Annotated in this window: 14 protein-coding genes; 9 read left to right on the top strand and 5 right to left on the bottom strand. The window is 39.8% G+C overall.

Translation table 11 applies throughout. The annotated features are described in order from the left end of the window. Positions 1-74 precede the first annotated feature (74 nt). The 7 genes from mqnE (at position 75) to HDE68_RS14165 (ending at position 9,167) form a co-directional block, all read left to right on the top strand. The gene (gene mqnE, locus HDE68_RS14195; protein ID WP_183882879.1) at positions 75-1,268 is read left to right on the top strand and encodes an aminofutalosine synthase MqnE; all 1,194 of its coding nucleotides are present in this window, start codon (positions 75-77) and stop codon (positions 1,266-1,268) included. Then, on the top strand, positions 1,268-1,882 hold the full coding sequence (locus HDE68_RS14190; protein ID WP_183882878.1) for a histidine phosphatase family protein: 615 nt from the start codon (positions 1,268-1,270) through the stop codon (positions 1,880-1,882). The genes mqnE and HDE68_RS14190 overlap by 1 nt, the downstream gene beginning before the upstream one ends. Before the next feature lie 2 nt (positions 1,883-1,884). Further along, positions 1,885-2,610, top strand: coding sequence for a menaquinone biosynthetic enzyme MqnA/MqnD family protein (locus HDE68_RS14185; protein WP_183882877.1), 726 nt, complete (start codon positions 1,885-1,887; stop codon positions 2,608-2,610). Positions 2,611-2,709: 99 nt separating this feature from the next. After that, entirely contained in the window at positions 2,710-5,319 is a 2,610-nt protein-coding gene (gene mutS / locus HDE68_RS14180) for a DNA mismatch repair protein MutS (protein WP_221300737.1), read from the top strand. Positions 5,320-5,330: 11 nt separating this feature from the next. Further along, positions 5,331-5,840: a C40 family peptidase gene (locus tag HDE68_RS14175; RefSeq protein ID WP_183882876.1), complete on the top strand. Its 510-nt coding sequence runs from the start codon at positions 5,331-5,333 to the stop codon at positions 5,838-5,840. A 307-nt stretch (positions 5,841-6,147) separates the two neighbouring features. Then, the gene (locus HDE68_RS14170; protein WP_183882875.1) at positions 6,148-7,167 is read left to right on the top strand and encodes a 3'-5' exonuclease; all 1,020 of its coding nucleotides are present in this window, start codon (positions 6,148-6,150) and stop codon (positions 7,165-7,167) included. A gap of 134 nt (positions 7,168-7,301) precedes the next feature. After that, positions 7,302-9,167 carry a M1 family metallopeptidase gene (locus HDE68_RS14165; protein ID WP_260171768.1) on the top strand — a complete coding sequence of 622 codons (1,866 nt, stop codon included), beginning with the start codon at positions 7,302-7,304 and terminating at the stop codon, positions 9,165-9,167. 23 nt (positions 9,168-9,190) lie between these two features. On the opposite strand, the gene queG is transcribed toward HDE68_RS14165, so the two are convergent. After that, positions 9,191-10,141: a tRNA epoxyqueuosine(34) reductase QueG gene (queG, locus tag HDE68_RS14160; protein WP_183882874.1), complete on the bottom strand. Its 951-nt coding sequence runs from the start codon at positions 10,139-10,141 to the stop codon at positions 9,191-9,193. A 901-nt stretch (positions 10,142-11,042) separates the two neighbouring features. On the opposite strand from queG, the gene HDE68_RS14155 reads away from it, so the two are divergent. Continuing rightward, positions 11,043-11,252 (top strand): hypothetical protein, encoded by a 210-nt coding sequence (locus tag HDE68_RS14155; RefSeq protein ID WP_183882873.1) that lies wholly within the window; start codon positions 11,043-11,045, stop codon positions 11,250-11,252. 44 nt (positions 11,253-11,296) lie between these two features. Here HDE68_RS14155 and HDE68_RS14150 read toward each other — a convergent pair whose 3' ends face one another. The 4 genes from HDE68_RS14150 to pdxH form a co-directional block, all read right to left on the bottom strand. Continuing rightward, on the bottom strand, positions 11,297-12,805 hold the full coding sequence (locus HDE68_RS14150; protein ID WP_183882872.1) for a bifunctional GNAT family N-acetyltransferase/carbon-nitrogen hydrolase family protein: 1,509 nt from the start codon (positions 12,803-12,805) through the stop codon (positions 11,297-11,299). 126 nt (positions 12,806-12,931) lie between these two features. Then, the gene (gene ruvB / locus HDE68_RS14145) at positions 12,932-13,954 is read right to left on the bottom strand and encodes a Holliday junction branch migration DNA helicase RuvB (RefSeq protein ID WP_183882871.1); all 1,023 of its coding nucleotides are present in this window, start codon (positions 13,952-13,954) and stop codon (positions 12,932-12,934) included. 9 nt (positions 13,955-13,963) lie between these two features. Beyond that, entirely contained in the window at positions 13,964-14,854 is an 891-nt protein-coding gene (locus tag HDE68_RS14140; protein WP_183882870.1) for a 3-hydroxyacyl-CoA dehydrogenase family protein, read from the bottom strand. Positions 14,855-14,863: 9 nt separating this feature from the next. Continuing rightward, positions 14,864-15,514: a pyridoxamine 5'-phosphate oxidase gene (gene pdxH, locus HDE68_RS14135; protein WP_183882869.1), complete on the bottom strand. Its 651-nt coding sequence runs from the start codon at positions 15,512-15,514 to the stop codon at positions 14,864-14,866. 50 nt (positions 15,515-15,564) lie between these two features. Here pdxH and HDE68_RS14130 point away from each other — a divergent pair, with 50 nt between their 5' ends. Then, entirely contained in the window at positions 15,565-16,128 is a 564-nt protein-coding gene (locus tag HDE68_RS14130; protein ID WP_183882868.1) for a YqgE/AlgH family protein, read from the top strand. Positions 16,129-16,806: the final 678 nt, after the last annotated feature.

Here is a 16,806-nt window from a genome sequence, read left to right as displayed (position 1 = left end):
CTGACAGCGTTAAATTATTGTTACGCCTTGTTATGTCGATTTTATCTTACTTTTGAGCTATAAATCAATCAAAGATGGATACGACTGCAAAGCTTACTTTTATACTGGACAATGCTGATTTATCTCAGGAACTGAGAGGGATAGCATTAAAAGTTCAGCAAAAAGAAAGGATCACTTTCGATGAAGGTGTTTACTTATATGAACATGCCGAACTGGGTTTTTTAGGCGTTTTGGCAAATTATATCAGAGAACAAAAGCACGGAGACAAGACTTACTTCAACCGCAATTTTCATATTGAGCCTACTAATGTTTGTATATATACCTGTAATTTCTGTTCTTATTCGCGTCTGATTAAAAACAAAGAAGACGGTTGGGAAATGAGTGTTGACGGGATGATGGATATCCTGAAAAAATATGATAACGAGCCGGTCACAGAAGTACATGTGACAGGAGGAGTAGTACCTAAACAAAATCTTGAATTCTACGCTGAATTTTTTAAAAGAGTAAAAGCACACCGTCCCGAATTACATATTAAAGCTTTAACTCCGGTTGAATGCTATTATATCTTCAAAAAGGCTAAATTAAGTCATTATGATGGCTTGAAATATTTTAAAGAAGCAGGACTTGATTCTATGCCAGGTGGCGGGGCAGAGATTTTCCATCCGGAGGTAAGAGAAAAGATTGCAAATGATAAATGTACTGCCGAACAATGGCTTGATATTCATGAGCAGGCACATAAATTAGGTTTAAAAACTAATGCAACCATGTTATATGGTCATATTGAAGAGTTTAAGCACAGAGTAGACCATATGGAGCGTCTACGTCAGCTGCAAGATAAAACTGGTGGTTTTCAGGCTTTTATTCCACTTAAATTCAGAAATCAGAATAACCAGATGGAACATGTTCCAGAGGTTTCTGTCATTGAAGATTTAAGAAACTATGCCATTGCACGTATTTATCTTGATAATTTTGATCATATCAAAGCATATTGGGCAATGATCAGCCGTCAGACTGCACAGCTTTCTTTAAATTTTGGAGTTGATGATATAGATGGTACGCTGGATGATACCACAAAAATCTACTCTATGGCTGGTGCAGAAGAGCAAACTCCGGGTATGAGTACCCGCGAACTGGCCAATCTGATTAAACAGGTTAACCGTAAGCCAATAGAAAGAGATACATTCTACAATGTAGTGACAGATTATACCGATTTCGTTTTTGAAGAAGATACTAAACCTCAGTACTATAAGCTACCGGTTATTAATTAATGGATAAAGAAATATATATCATTCGTCATGGCGAAACGGATTTAAATAAACAGGGAATTATACAGGGCAGAGGGATAGACAGTGATCTGAATGACACTGGAAGAGCCCAGGCTGCTGCTTTTTATAAATTGTATGCAGCTACACCTTTTGAAAAGGTTTATACCTCTGTTTTAAAAAGGACGCAGCAAACTGTTCAGCAGTTTATTGATTCAGGCATTCCCTGGGAAAAACATACAGAACTTGACGAATTGGCCTGGGGTGAATTTGAAGGGCAGCATACCAGTGAACTGGTAATCGGTGCCTTTAAAGACATCACCGAGAAGTGGCAGGCGGGTGATTATGACGCACATTTCGCAGGAGGAGAAAGTCCGGCGGATGTTGCCATCAGATTGAAAAAGATAGTAGAAGTTATCAAAAGCAGGACTGATGAAAAACTGATACTGATCTGTATGCATGGACGTTCGTTGCGTTTACTGATGTGTTTGTTAACTAACAAACCACTATCAGCCATGTATGATTTCCCACATCAAAATACCGGTCTTTACAGACTGAATCTGACGGGTGATACTTTCACGATCATCGCGCAAAACAATACCGATCATTTAAACGCATAACATTGAATAAGATTAAGATTTCTGCTGTTGCCTATACCAATACCAAGCCTTTTATTTACGGAATTAATCATTCTGAAGTAATCAATCAAATAGATCTGAGTTTAGATATCCCTTCAGATTGTGCCGCCAAATTAATTGATGGTACAGTTGATGTAGGTTTAATCCCGGTTGCAGCAATCCCGCACGTTCCGAATGCAAACATCATCTCTGATTATTGTATCGGGTCGGTAGGGGCTGTAAATTCAGTATTCATCTTTAGTAGTGTTCCTGCCCATGAAATTAAGACCTTGCGTTTGGATAGTCATTCCAGAACATCAAATAATTTAGCCCGTGTCTTGTTAAAGTTTCATTTTAAACAGGAAGTAGCTTATACAACCGATGCCAATGCGGTTACTGATGCCATAGTTTTAATCGGCGACAGGACTTTTGGTAAAAAGGATGATTATGCTTTTGCTTACGATATGGGAGAGGAGTGGATGAATTTTACCGGTCTTCCTTTTGTATACGCAGCGTGGGTAGCGAATAAGGTTATCCCTGAAGAGTTTATAAATGAGTTCAATGCAGCTTTGAAAATTGGTTTAGCAGCAAGAAAAGACTTATTGAAAACATTGCCTTTGAACCCTGTTTTTGATCTGGATGATTATCTGATGCATAAGCTGGATTTTGAACTGACTGCTCAGAAAAGAGAAGCCTTATCCCTGTTTTTATCCTATATAGAACAGTTGTAGCTGAGATTTATTGCTATTTGTGTGCCTTATTTTTTCAAAAAAAAACCTAAAGCTAATCCTTAGATAGTATATTTACATTTTTGTAACGTAACATATATTTTGGCTAAAGATAAGACGAAAGAAACACCATTAATGCAGCAGCACAGTGCGATCAAGGCAAAGTATCCTGATGCATTATTATTGTTTAGGGTTGGGGATTTTTATGAGACTTTTGGCGAGGATGCCATTAAAACCTCTCAGATACTTGGTATAGTATTGACCAGGAGAGCAAATGGGGCTGCCGCATATATAGAGCTGGCAGGTTTTCCTCACCATTCATTGGATACCTATCTCTCAAAATTAGTCCGTGCAGGGCAGCGTGTAGCAATTTGCGATCAGCTGGAAGATCCTAAAACGACTAAGACAATTGTTAAACGCGGGGTAACTGAACTGGTTACACCCGGAGTGGCTTATAATGATAATATTATCAGCCAGAAATCCAATAACTATTTAGGCGCAGTATACTTTGATAAAGCTATGATAGGTGTATCATTTGTAGATATATCTACAGGTGAATTCCATGTAGCACAAGGGAATGCAGAATATATAGATAAACTTTTGCAGGGGTTCAAACCGACAGAAGTTATCTTTCAGAAAAGTAAACGTCAGGAATTCTTTGAACTTTTCGGGGATAAGTTTTATACTTTCCCAATGGACGACTGGGCTTTTACCAGTGACTATGCCAACGAAACTTTAAACAAACATTTTGAAGTCACTTCCTTAAAAGGATTTGGTGTCGATAAATTGCAGACAGGCGTTATCGCTGCGGGAATTGTGCTGCATTATTTAAATGAGACAGAACACCGCAATTTAAAACATATTACTGCGATCTCCCGTCTGGAAGAAGACAATTATATGTGGCTGGACCGATTTACGGTCCGCAACCTGGAACTGGTGGGTTCGGCCAATGAAAATGCTATGACGCTTTTCAATGTGCTGGATCAGACTTCTACCCCAATGGGCGCAAGGATGCTTCATAAATGGATTGTAATGCCATTAAAGGAGCTGAAACCAATACAGGAACGTTTAGGAACAGTAGAGTTTCTGGTTGCCCATGAAGGGATGATCGAAGAGTTTCTAAACCATGTAAAACTGATTGGTGATCTGGAAAGGCTGATTTCTAAAGTAGGTTTGCAGAAATGCGGCCCAAGAGAATTGAGTCAGCTTAAAAAGGCATTATATCATATTGAAGAAATTAAGGAAACAGCTTTAACTGCTGAGAACCCATATTTAACAAAACTTGCCGAGCAGCTTGACCCTTGTTTAAGCATACGTGAAACGCTGGAAAAACAGCTTCAGCAAGATCCTCCGGCATTATTGATTAAAGGAAATGTGATTGCCGAAGGTATCGATGAAGAACTGGACAGACTGCGTGCAATTTCATCGGGCGGTAAAGACTTCCTGGTAGAAATTCAAAAGCGTGAAGCCGCAAAAACAGGAATTCCTTCTCTGAAAATATCTTTTAATAATGTTTTCGGATACTATCTGGAAGTAACCCATACACATAAAGATAAAGTACCTGCCGAATGGACGCGTAAACAAACGCTTGTTAGTGCAGAAAGATACATTACCCCTGAACTTAAAGAATACGAGGAACAGATTTTAGGTGCTGAGGATAAAATCCAGCAGATTGAAGTCCGCCTTTATGAGGCACTGGTACAGCAGGTTGCTGCTTATATCAGACCAATTCAATTGAATGCTTTTCTGGTTGCCCAGCTTGATGTACAATTGTGTTTCGCACAGCTGGCGATTAAAAATCATTATGTTAAGCCTTTAATGAATGCAACGAAAGTGCTGGATATTAAAGGCGGCAGACATCCGGTAATTGAAAAACGTTTGCCGGTTGGCGAAGAATATATTACCAATGATGTTTACCTGGATAATGATACGCAGCAGCTGATTATTATCACAGGGCCCAATATGTCTGGTAAGTCGGCAATTTTAAGACAAACAGGTATTATCGTTCTGATGGCACAGATGGGTTGTTTTGTTCCGGCTAAAGCTGCACATATTGGTTTAATAGACAAGATATTTACCCGTGTGGGGGCTTCTGACAATCTTTCTTCGGGAGAGAGTACATTCATGGTAGAGATGAATGAAACAGCAAGTATCCTGAATAATATCTCTGACAGAAGTCTGATTCTTCTGGATGAGATTGGCCGTGGTACAAGTACATATGACGGTATTTCTATCGCATGGGCGATTGCTGAGTTTTTACATACCCATCCTTCGGCCAGACCTAAAACATTATTTGCGACCCATTACCATGAGCTGAATGAACTGGCGGGAACAATGAACCGCATCAGGAATTTCAATGTCTCTGTCAAAGAGGTTGGAAATAAAATTATATTCCTGCGTAAACTTGTGCCGGGTGGCAGTGAGCATAGTTTTGGTATTCATGTGGCTAAAATAGCTGGTATGCCGCCAAAACTGATTAACAGGGCTAATGAAATCCTTAAAAAACTGGAAATAGACAGAACCGAAGGGCAGAGTATCAAGGACAGTTTTAAGAAAGTTCAGAATCAGGCTTATCAGCTGCATATGTTTGCTGTAGATGATCCTGTTCTGGTACAAATCAGGGATATGCTGAATAACCTTGATGTAAATGTATTGACTCCTGTAGAGGCTTTGCTGAAGCTGGATGAGATTCAGAGACTAATTAAAAACTAAAAAAAAGAGATATGATTTTACGCAGTATACGCACCTCTCACCTGATCATACTGTTGGCCGCAATGGCTTTTTTCTCTTCCTGTGGAAGCAGAAGATCAACAGCTTACAGAGAAACAAGAGGAGCAAAAGCTGCTGAGGTGATGTCAGAACTGAAGAGTAAATCTCTGTACCGTTTTATTAATGACTGGACGGGAGTGAGGTACAAACTGGGCGGACTGGATAAAAGGGGAATAGATTGTTCAGGATTTGCCTTACTTTTGAATAAGGAGATTTATGGATTAAACTTACCAAGAAGGTCCAGGGATCAGGCAGATGTGATTAAACAAAAAAGTATTTCACAGCTTAAAGAGGGAGATTTAATCTTTTTCTCTTTCGGGGGCAATGGAATTGATCATGTTGGCGTTTATCTTAATCATGGTTACTTTGTTCATGCCTCAACAACGCGTGGAGTAATTGTAGATGATTTAAGCCTTCCTGCTTATCAGCGTGCGCTGATTAAAGCAGGGCCGGTAAAAGATTAAAATTGATATAAAAATATAGATGCAAGGCAAGAAACACGAGATATCATTTTGGACTAAGTATAAAAAATTCGCTACTACTGAAATATTAATGTATCTTATTATGATAATTGGTATAGGTTTGGGAATTATTTTTCTTAGTTAACATGAAATTTAGCTGCCAAATCTAAAAACGTGAACTAGTAAAAACAGCTGACCCATTAAAAAATAAAAACACTAATGAACCCGAAATGATTAAAATAACTATTATTCCAGCAGGGCAATAATTATTTTAACCGTCAAAGGCGCCATCTGACAAAAAAAAACAATAATGAAATTAAATCTAATCCGTCCTCTTGCTTTTTTTGATCTGGAAACCACTGGAATTAATGTAGGTTCTGATCGTATCGTTGAAATTGCAATTTTAAAAGCTATGCCAGATGGATCTGAGCTGGTAAAAACATTACGCATTCATCCTGAAATGCCTATTCCATTGCAATCTTCATTGATTCATGGTATTTATGATGAGCATATTGCTGATGCCCCTAAATTTAAAGAAGTAGCAGCGGAAATTGCTGAATTTATTGGTGATGCCGATCTTGCTGGTTATAATTCAAACCGTTTTGATATTCCGGTATTATTGGAAGAATTTTTACGCGTGGGTGTAGATTTTGATATGACAGGCAGAAAGTTTGTTGATGTACAGAATGTATTTCACCAGATGGAGCAACGTACTTTACGCGCTGCCTATAAATTTTATTGCGATAAAGATATTGTCAATGCACACTCTGCAGAGGCGGATATCAAAGCTACTTATCATGTTTTATTAGCGCAGCTTGATCGTTATGAAAATGTAGATTTTGAAGATAAGCAGGGGAATATATCTCAGCCGGTTAAAAATGACGTAGAAGCATTACATGCATTTACAAACATGAACAAGCCTGTTGATTTTGCAGGAAGAATGGTCTTCAATGAAAATGATGAAGAGGTATTCAATTTCGGAAAGCACAAAAATAAGACTGTAGAGCATGTATTTGATACTGAGCCTAGTTATTATGCCTGGATGAAACAGGGAGATTTTCCATTATATACCAAGAAAAAGCTGGAAGAGATCTGGACACGCTGGAACAAGAAAAAGGAATTAAGCAGAGCTGCTAAAATCCCTTCGGCACCAAAACCAGCTGAACAGGCTAATGCTGTTAAGCCTAAACCTGCTGCACCAGCACAACCCAGACCGCAGCAGGCTGGCGGACAAGTAAGACAACCTGCCCAGCAGCCTAAAAAAGAGAAACCAGCAGTAAGTGTTACTCCTGATATGCTCGAACAGTTAAAGATGAAATTCGGTAAATAAATTAAAAGAACCTGCATGCATAACTGTTATGCAGGTTCTTTGCTATAATGGTTTTTGTAATTTTAAAACGCAATGCATTCCTGGCATTGCTTTTACAAAAAGTTTAAATAAACAGGGAATAATAAATTCAGAAGATGAAGAAAATTACAATGCTCAGTCTGTTCAGTATGATAGGTCTGAGCGTTTTTGCACAACAGGCTTTGCCGGTTCCTCCGGAATTTCAGCAGGCCTACACGAAGGGGACGAGAGCGGTAAGTGGCAGACCAGGTTTAAAATACTGGCAAAATACTGCCGATTATGATCTTAAAGTAGATTTTGATCCGGTATCAGGATTATTAAAAGGTACTGTTGATGTAATTTATAAGAACCAGAGCCCGGATACATTGAAAGAGGTTTGGTTTAAGTTATACCCGAATTTATATAAAGATGGCAGTCCGCGTGCAACAAAAGTTGCTGACAGAGATTTGGGGGAAGGTGTGAAAATTGGTTCTTTATCAATTAATGATAAATCTGTTTCAACTGAGGCTTTAAATATTGATGGGACTAATATGCATACTGCAATTGCTGCATTGGCTCCCGGTAAAAGTATCAGAGTTAAAATTGCTTATCAGTATACATTGAATAAAGGTTCTCATAACAGAACCGGTATGGTAGATGAAGGCTCGTATTTTGTAGCTTATTTCTTTCCGCGTATTGCTGTTTATGATGATATTGATGGCTGGAACAAGTATCCTTATCTGGGCGATGCTGAGTTCTATAACGACTTTTGTACGTTCAAGGCAGCAATTACTGTGCCTAAAGATTATGTGATCTGGGCGACCGGAGATTTAGTGAACGCTAAAAATGTGCTGCATAAGAAGATTGCCGATAGAATTACTTTAGCGGAGCAGGTAGACAGCGTAGTTAATGTGATTACTGACAATGACCTTGCAACGCACACAGTTACTAAAGACCAGAATTTTAATACCTGGAGATTTGATGCTAAAAATGTGACTGACTTTGTATTTGCTACGAGTAACCACTATTTATGGAAATCAAGCAGCCTGGTGGTTGATCCTGTAACTAAGCGCAGAACCCGTGTAGATGCTGCTTTTAATCCGATTCATAAGGATTATTATGAAGTGATAGATTTTGCACGTAAATCTGTTGATGCCATGAGCTATAAGTTTCCAAAATGGCCTTACCCTTATGCGCATGAAACAGTGTTTGATGGTCTTGATCAGATGGAGTATCCGATGATGGTCAACGATAATCCTGTTGAAAAACGTGAAAATGGGATTACCTTAACAATCCACGAGATTTTTCATACGATGTTCCCTTTTTATATGGGGATCAATGAGACTAAATATGGCTGGATGGACGAAGGATGGGCAACTATAGGAGAATGGTTAAATTCCCCGCTAATCGATTCTACAATGGTTGATGAGTATGGAATACAGCCTACTGCATTTAGTTCGGGTACAAAGGATGATACACCAATTATGACGCTTACTCCCGATTTAAAGGGGTCAGGTACTTTTACAAATTCTTATCCTAAACCTGCTTTAGGCTATTTATATGTTAAGGATTATCTGGGTGATGAATTGTTTACCAAAGCTTTACATCATTATATTGAGCAGTGGAATGGTAAACATCCTATGCCTTATGATTTCTTTTACAGCATGAATGAAGGTTCTGGAAAAAATCTGGACTGGTTCTGGAAACGCTGGTTTTTTGATGAGGGAGATATTGATCTGGGGATTGTTGCTGCCGATAAAACTGATGATGGTTATATATTTAAGGTAGAAAATAAGAGTCTTAAGCCTCTACCGGTAGATCTGACGTTAACTTATGAGGATAGCACTACTGAAAAGGTACACTGGAGCATTGGCGTCTGGGAGCAACCGGTTCAAATGATTTCTATTCCTTTTAAAACGAATAAGAGAATAAAGAAAGTTGTGATTGGAAGTACGTATGTGCCAGATAAAAACGATTATAATAATATTCTTAGTGTGAGATAAGCACAGTTTAGTGCATTGCTCAATTATTTACTTTCATCAGGAATCTGCCTGATGAAATCAATATTGCGGGTTAAGCCTTTAAACTTAGTCCGCTTTACTGCCGAGTTTTTAAAGATCTGTTTAAATACGTCTTCGGTTATATCCATCCAATCTTCACGCTTCATTCCCAGTAGTTTATCGTTGGGTTTAAATTGCGGCTCTGTATGAGGTACAGAAAATCTGTTCCATGGACATACGTCCTGACAAATATCACAGCCAAACATCCAGTTATCCATTTTATCGTTGAAGCTTTTAGGGATTTCTTCTCTGAGCTCAATGGTTAAATAGGAGATGCATTTGGTAGCATCAATTATAAAAGGGGACAGGATCGCCTCTGTCGGACAGGCATCTATGCATTTGGTACAGGTACCGCAATGGTCGGTGGCAAATGGATCGTCATAAACGAGGTCAAGATCTATGATGAGCTCTGCCAAAAAGAAGAATGACCCGCTTTTTTTACTGATTATATTACTGTTTTTACCTATCCACCCTATACCAGCACGTTTTGCCCAGGCGCGGTCCATTACGGGTGCGGAGTCAACAAATGCCCTGCCGCTTACTTCTCCTATGTTTTCCTGTATGAAATTGAGTAGTTGGAAGAGCTTGTCTTTGATGACAGTATGGTAATCAGCCCCGTAAGCGTATTTGGATATTTTCGGCGCATCAGGATCTGTCTGGCGCTCTTCGGGGAAGTAGTTCAGGGTAAGGGATATGACGGATTTTGCATCGTCAACTAAAAGAGTAGGGTTCAGCCTTTTGTCAAAATGGTTTTCCATGTAACTCATCTGCCCGTGACGGTTGTCTTTTAACCACTTTTCAAGTCTTGGGGCTTCTTCTTCTAAAAAGCCGGCTTTGGCTATACCACATTGCATGAAGCCTAGTCGAAGGGCTTCATCTTTGATGAGCTGGCTGTGTTTGGAAGGGTTGTTGTACATTTTAGTTCACAAAGGTAAGGCTTCTGCGGCTTAATAAAAAAATGACAGGCACAAATACCGGCCGCATTTCCCTCCCCGAAGGGGGCGGGCAACGGACGCCGGATTTGTTGCCTGTCATTTTTTTATTCCAATCCTGGGGCGCTGTCTGCTGGTTGGTGTTCATAGATGGAGCGGATAGGGGATGTTTATTTGATGGAGCGTTTAGGTAATTATTGTTGAAATATTTTATAGAAGTAGCTTTTAGGTGATGTTTATAGAAAATGTTTATTTGATGGAGCGTTTAGGTAATTATTGTTGAAATATTTTATAGAAGAACTTTTAGATGATAATTACAGACAGAGTTTTTAGGTAGCGCATCTGGAAAATGGTTGTTGAAGAATTTTATAGAAGGAGCTTTTAGATGATGTTTGTAGAAAATGTTTATTTGATGGAGCGTTTAGGTAATTATTGTTGAAGAATTTTATAGAAGGAGCTTTTAGATGATGATTATAGAAGAACTTTTAGAAGATTTGTGTAGGTGTTGTAGCTATGTTGTGGTATCCTGATTATACTTGACTTGATTAGGGTATTGTACTTGTTTTTTTTAACTCAGGATTTGATATTCCTTGATCTGCTTTACCTGAGCATACCTATACAGAGGTGTCTGCATCTGACAACTTATATGAGGTCCTTAACTTGTTGTATGTGCCTGACCCTGATTATACCCGACTTGATAATCGTTACTGAAAAAAATGCAGTTTTTGATATAGTATGGAAGGGCAGGGATTTTTTTTTATGGACTTAGAATGGCACTGTTTAAACTTTTTACGGGTTTTGTTGTTCTTTAGGTATAAGCATTTTTACGGCTTAGCACCAGATTTAAGGTGGGATTTATTTTTAAGGCTAAACTAAATGATCAACTATGGAAAATGAAGAACCTCATTTTGAGGAAAACCCGGAGAATAAACCCAGAGAAGTAGAAACTGATTATCCGAAACATAAGGAAGATCCAGGACCATCACCAGAAGCAGTAAATGAAGATAATGATAAAGGAGCAGGGCCTGTAATTAAATGGGGTGTACCCATAATTATAGCACTCCTGCTCATTTATTGGTTGTTTTTACGCAAATAATTTTTTTGAGTAGTTGTTTTAATCTAAAGCTGCTACTCAAAATATTATTTAAGGAGTCTCACCTCATAAAGATCGTTACGACGGTCTTTTAATATTTTTACAGTACCGAAATGATGCAGCTCATCCAAAAGATGCAGATCTACATCTACTACTAGCATCATTTCTGTGTTTGGAGTAGTCTCAGCTTTGACTGCATTGGTTGGAAAAGCAAAGTCGGATGGGGTAAATACAGCCGATTGTGCAAATTGTATGTCCATGTTATTCACCTTTGGTAAGTTACCTACACAACCGGCAATAGCAACATAACATTCGTTTTCTATGGCCCTGGCCTGAGCACATCTTCTCACTCTGGTGTAGCCATTCTGGGTGTCTGTAAGGAATGGAACAAAAAGGATTTGCATACCCTGGTCTGCATAAATACGGCTAAGTTCAGGGAATTCTACGTCGTAGCAAATCAGAATACCAATTTTACCACAGTCAGTATCGAAAACCTGTATTTTATCACCGCCAACCATACCGTAGTATTTCAATTCGTTAGGGGTAATGTGAATCTTTCTGTACTCTTCGGTTTTTCCGCTTCTATGACACAAATAGGTAGCGTTATAGAGTTTGTTGTTTTCCAGGATTGGCATACTGCCCGAAATGACGTTCACATTGTAGGAGACAGCATAGCTTTGGATCTTTTCTACAATTTCCGGGGTTAATTCGGCCAGCTTACGCATGGCTTCCATCTCTGGTAAATGATTGTAAGGTTGTAAGAGCGGAGTATTGAAAAGTTCGGGGAACATGATGAAATCGGATTTATAACCACTTACAGCGTCTACAAAAAACTCCACTTGTTCGTAAAAAGCATCCATATCCGGAAAAAGACGCATTTGCCATTGTACTAACCCAATCCGGATTGTTTTTGCAGAACGCGCCGAAGCATCAACACCCTGATAATAGATGTTGTTCCATTCAATTAGTGTAGCAAACTCTTTTGATTCATGGTCTCCGGGAAGATAGTTTTTTAAGACTTTCCTGACGTGGAAATCATTGGATATCTGGAAGGTAAGTGTAGGGTCATAGATTTCTTTGGCTTTAACCTTGTCGATGTATTGTCTCGGGCTCAGTTTATCAGCATGCTCATGATAACCGGGGATACGGCCACCAGCAATAATGCTCTTTAAATTCAGGCTTTCACAAAGCTCTTTCCGGGCTTCATATAATCTGCGGCCTAATCTTAAGCCCCTGTATTCGGGGGAAACAAAGATCTCGATCCCGTAAAGGGTATCGCCATTAGGATCATGTGTAGAGAAGGTATAACCACCAGTGATCATTTGATAGGTATGCTTATCACCATATTCATCATAATTCACGATGATTGCCAGTGAGCAGGCTACCACTTTATCATCTACAGCTATGCAGAGCTGGCCTTCGGGAAATAGTTTAAGTAGTTTGGCGATAGTTTGTTTACTCCAGATCTGTCCGCCAAGGGTATCATATGCCTGTTCCATTGACTCTTTCAGATCATCATAGTCTTCCAGGGTCAGTTTTCTTGTTTCAATATTCATGTGCGTTATTTTAATTCTTTTATTGCTTACAGCTGGTCTGAAAAAAGCCATCTGTAAGCAGTAAAAGACGTGAAAAGTGTAATATTACCTGTTCACACACATAAATGATGCCTCAAATTATATTTCTTAAAATAACTTGCCGGACTGCGCCTGGTATTGTCTTTTAAGATGTTTGTAAGCTGCCTCAGTAACTTCTCTTCCGCGCGAAGTACGCATCATATAACCTTCCTGAATAAGAAATGGTTCGTATACTTCTTCTATGGTTCCCTCATCTTCACCAACAGCAGTAGCAATGGTCTTAAGGCCAACAGGGCCACCTTTAAATTTATCAATGATAGTCAGCAGGATTTTATTATCCATTTCATCCAGCCCGTGTTCATCAACATTTAAAGCCGTCAGTGCATATTTTGCGATAGTCGTGTCGATAGTACCGTTTCCTTTGATTTGCGCGAAATCTCTTGTTCTTCTCAACAAAGCATTCGCAATCCTTGGGGTACCGCGGCTGCGGCGTGCAATCTCATAAGCACCTTCTTCGGTGATCGGTGTTTTAAGTATCTGTGAGGAGCGCAGGACGATCGTGGTCAGCAGTTTTGCATCATAGTATGCCAGCCGGGAGTTAATACCAAATCTCGCACGCAGTGGCGCAGTCAGTAAACCTGAGCGTGTAGTAGCCCCAACCAATGTAAAAGGGTTCAGGGTAATCTGTACAGAACGGGCATTTGGCCCGCTCTCCAGCATAATGTCAATTTTGAAGTCCTCCATAGCAGAATATAGATATTCTTCTACCAGAGGGCTTAAGCGGTGTATTTCGTCAATAAAAAGTATATCTCCGGTTTCCAGGTTGGTCAAAAGGCCGGCAAGGTCACCAGGTTTATCCAGTACGGGGCCGGAAGTAACTTTAATACCCACACCCATTTCATTGGCTATGATATAAGAAAGTGTAGTTTTTCCGAGTCCCGGAGGGCCGTGAAGCAATACATGGTCTAAAGGTTCGCCGCGCATTTTTGCTGCTTTAACGAAGATCTTTAAATTTTCCATGATTTTGTCCTGACCAGTGAAATCTTCAAAAGCCTGGGGACGCAACACTTTCTCTATATCCCTTTCAATGGGTGATAAGCTTTCTGAAGAGGGATCAAGGTTTTCGTTCATGTGGTAAAGTTAAGATAAAAACTTAGCTGATGGTTTTGCCTCTTTTACGCCATGGGTATAATCATAGAAACCTTCTCCTGATTTTACACCCTTTTTGTCGGCCATAACCATATTCACTAAAAGAGGGCAGGGCGCATATTTAGGATTGCCGAACCCTTTATATAAAACATTCATGATGGCAAGACAGACATCCAGTCCGATGAAATCCGCAAGCTGCAACGGACCCATAGGATGAGCCATACCCAGTTTCATTACTGTGTCGATTTCTTCAACTCCGGCGACGCCTTCAAATAAGGTGTAGATAGCCTCATTAATCATAGGCATCAAAATACGGTTGGCTACAAAACCAGGATAATCATTTACTTCGACAGGTACTTTACCTAGTTTCTGTGACAGGTTCATTACCAGCTCAGTAGTTTCGTCTGATGTCGCATACCCACGGATAACTTCTACCAATTTCATCACAGGTACAGGGTTCATGAAATGCATCCCGATTACTTTTTCTCCTCTGCTGGTTACCGAGGCAATATGTGTGATTGAGATAGAAGAAGTGTTACTTGCTAATATGGCTTCTGGTTTTGCGTAAGCGTCCAGATCTCTGAATATTTTAAGCTTTATATCAAGGTTTTCTGATGCAGCCTCTACAATAAGATCAGCTTCGGCTACGCCCGATTTCAGGTCAATAAAAATAGTTATATTTTGTAAGGTCTTTGTTTTATCCTCTTCAGTTATTGTTCCTTTAGCAACTTGACGGTCAAGGTTTTTACTGACTGTATTTAATCCTTTATTTAAGGCTTCCTGGTTAATATCAATCAGGTTTACCTGGTAGCCGAATTGTGCAAAAGTATGGGCGATACCATTTCCCATGGTACCAGATCCGATTACTGCTATTTTAGTCATTTTGTTTTTTTAAGGTGCTAGTCTGTTGATTGTCCATACGCCGTTGACGCTGGTATAAGTAATTCTATCATGTAAACGACTTGGGCGGCCCTGCCAGAATTCCAGGTGTTCAGGCTTTAAAATATATCCTCCCCAATGCCCGGGGCGTGGGACTTCTGTTTCCTGGTAAGTGGCTGTAAGTTCCTGCACACGGTTTTCCAGAATTTCCCTGTTTGGGATAACTGTGCTTTGAGGAGAGGCGGTTGCACCAATCTGGCTTCCTTTTGGGCGGGAATGAAAATAGGCCGTAGAAACCTCTTCCGTGACCTTACTTACGATACCTTCGATTCTCACTTGTCTTTCCAGTTCCGGCCAGAAAAACTGCATTGCAGCCTGAGGATTTTCCTGCAGGTCCTGACCTTTTTTACTATTGTAATTTGTGAAAAACACGAATCCATTTTCATCAAATCCCTTTAAAAGCAGAATACGGGACGATGGTTTCCCCGAAAGGGAGGCCGTAGCCAGAGTCATTACATTAGGCTCGTACAATTTAGCGTCAATTGCATCTTTGAACCATTTTCCAAATTGTGTGATTGGATTTCTGTCGATATCGCCCTCTGCAAGTTCAGCAGCGCGGTAATCTTGTCTTAGGTTTTGAATATTTTCTTTGGTCAGCTCCATTTGACAAAAATAGTCTTTAGTTTATTTAAAATTATAAGTAATTTTCCGATATGATAAGTCGCTTAGCACCTTCGGCCGGTAAACTGCTTGTTTCCGAACCATTTTTAAATGATCCTAATTTCTCACGTTCTGTAATCTTCCTTACTGAGCATAGTGAACTGGGGACCCTTGGTTTTGTCATTAACCAGCCGAGTCTGCTCCTGTTGGGAGATCTGATTGAAGGCGTTGGCGGACCAGCTTTCCCGGTATGTTACGGGGGGCCGGTAGCGACCGACACTATCCATTTCATCCACAGATGCCCCGGGAAAATCCCGGGTGGAGAGGAAATCGCTAAGGGAGTCTTCTGGGGAGGTAATTTCGAGAGTTTCATGACGTTAATGGGACGGGGGGAGCTAACCAAAGACGATGTAAAAATATTCGTTGGTTATTCGGGCTGGGAGGGTGTGCAGCTCAAAGCTGAGCTGGAAGAAAACACCTGGATAGTTTCCGATCAATATGATGCTGATATGATCTTCTCTACCGATGCCGAAAAGCTTTGGAAAGAAGTGATCATTCACCTTGGTCCTAAATACGCACACATCAGTAATTTCCCTAAAAACCCCAATCTTAATTAGTTAATTCTGAGAATCGTTAATCACTTCCTGTAATAAATTAATCCTGAGGCTTTTATGGGGCTAATAGCTGAAAGCTTCTTTAGCTTCGGCAATGGTGATTATTTATGGCTTAACTTTTAATTTAAGCTCTGGCAATTCTTTCTTCCAGGCTTCAAAATCTACCTTTAAGGCTTCTAATTGTTATCAATTAGAGATTTCACTTAAGTTATTATTTAAACGTACTAACAAGAATGTCTTCTAATATCGCTGAAAGGGAACTAACAAGAGTGTTGCCTGAGGTCACTGACAAAAACCTTATCCAATGGAAATAACAATAGCATTGTCTGAGGTCGCTGACAAAAACCTTATCCAAGGGAGCTAACAAGAGCATTGTCTGAGGTCGCTGACAAAAACCTTATCCAAGGGAACTAACAAGAGTGTTGCCTGAGGTCACTGACAAAAACCTTATCCAAGGGAACTAACAAGAGCATTGTCTGAGGTCACTGACAAAAACCTTATTCAAGGGAGCTAATAAGAGCATTGTCTGAGGTCGCTGACAAAAACCTTATCCAAGGGAACTAACAAGAGTGTTGCCTGAGGTCACTGACAAAAACCTTATCCAAGGGAACTAACAAGAGTGTTGCCTGAGGTCACTGACAAAAACCTTATCCAAGGGAGCTAACAAGAGCATTGTCTGAG

The sequence above is a fragment of the Pedobacter cryoconitis genome, assembly GCF_014200605.1.
Classification (GTDB): domain Bacteria; phylum Bacteroidota; class Bacteroidia; order Sphingobacteriales; family Sphingobacteriaceae; genus Pedobacter; species Pedobacter cryoconitis_B.
Note: the sequence above shows the minus strand (reverse complement) of the source record. Positions and strands in the feature narration are given on the sequence as shown.

Bases quoted from the DNA above. Each gene is read 5' to 3' on its own strand.
- mqnE (WP_183882879.1), top strand. From the start codon at position 75: ATGGATACGACTGCAAAGCTTACTTTTATACTGGACAATGCTGATTTA.
- HDE68_RS14190 (WP_183882878.1), top strand. From the start codon at position 1,268: ATGGATAAAGAAATATATATCATTCGTCATGGCGAAACGGATTTAAAT.
- HDE68_RS14175 (WP_183882876.1), top strand. From the start codon at position 5,331: ATGATTTTACGCAGTATACGCACCTCTCACCTGATCATACTGTTGGCC.
- HDE68_RS14170 (WP_183882875.1), top strand. From the start codon at position 6,148: ATGAAATTAAATCTAATCCGTCCTCTTGCTTTTTTTGATCTGGAAACC.
- HDE68_RS14165 (WP_260171768.1), top strand. From the start codon at position 7,302: ATGAAGAAAATTACAATGCTCAGTCTGTTCAGTATGATAGGTCTGAGC.
- queG (WP_183882874.1), bottom strand. From the start codon at position 10,141: ATGTACAACAACCCTTCCAAACACAGCCAGCTCATCAAAGATGAAGCC.
- HDE68_RS14155 (WP_183882873.1), top strand. From the start codon at position 11,043: ATGGAAAATGAAGAACCTCATTTTGAGGAAAACCCGGAGAATAAACCC.
- HDE68_RS14150 (WP_183882872.1), bottom strand. From the start codon at position 12,805: ATGAATATTGAAACAAGAAAACTGACCCTGGAAGACTATGATGATCTG.
- ruvB (WP_183882871.1), bottom strand. From the start codon at position 13,954: ATGAACGAAAACCTTGATCCCTCTTCAGAAAGCTTATCACCCATTGAA.
- HDE68_RS14140 (WP_183882870.1), bottom strand. From the start codon at position 14,854: ATGACTAAAATAGCAGTAATCGGATCTGGTACCATGGGAAATGGTATC.
- pdxH (WP_183882869.1), bottom strand. From the start codon at position 15,514: ATGGAGCTGACCAAAGAAAATATTCAAAACCTAAGACAAGATTACCGC.
- HDE68_RS14130 (WP_183882868.1), top strand. From the start codon at position 15,565: ATGATAAGTCGCTTAGCACCTTCGGCCGGTAAACTGCTTGTTTCCGAA.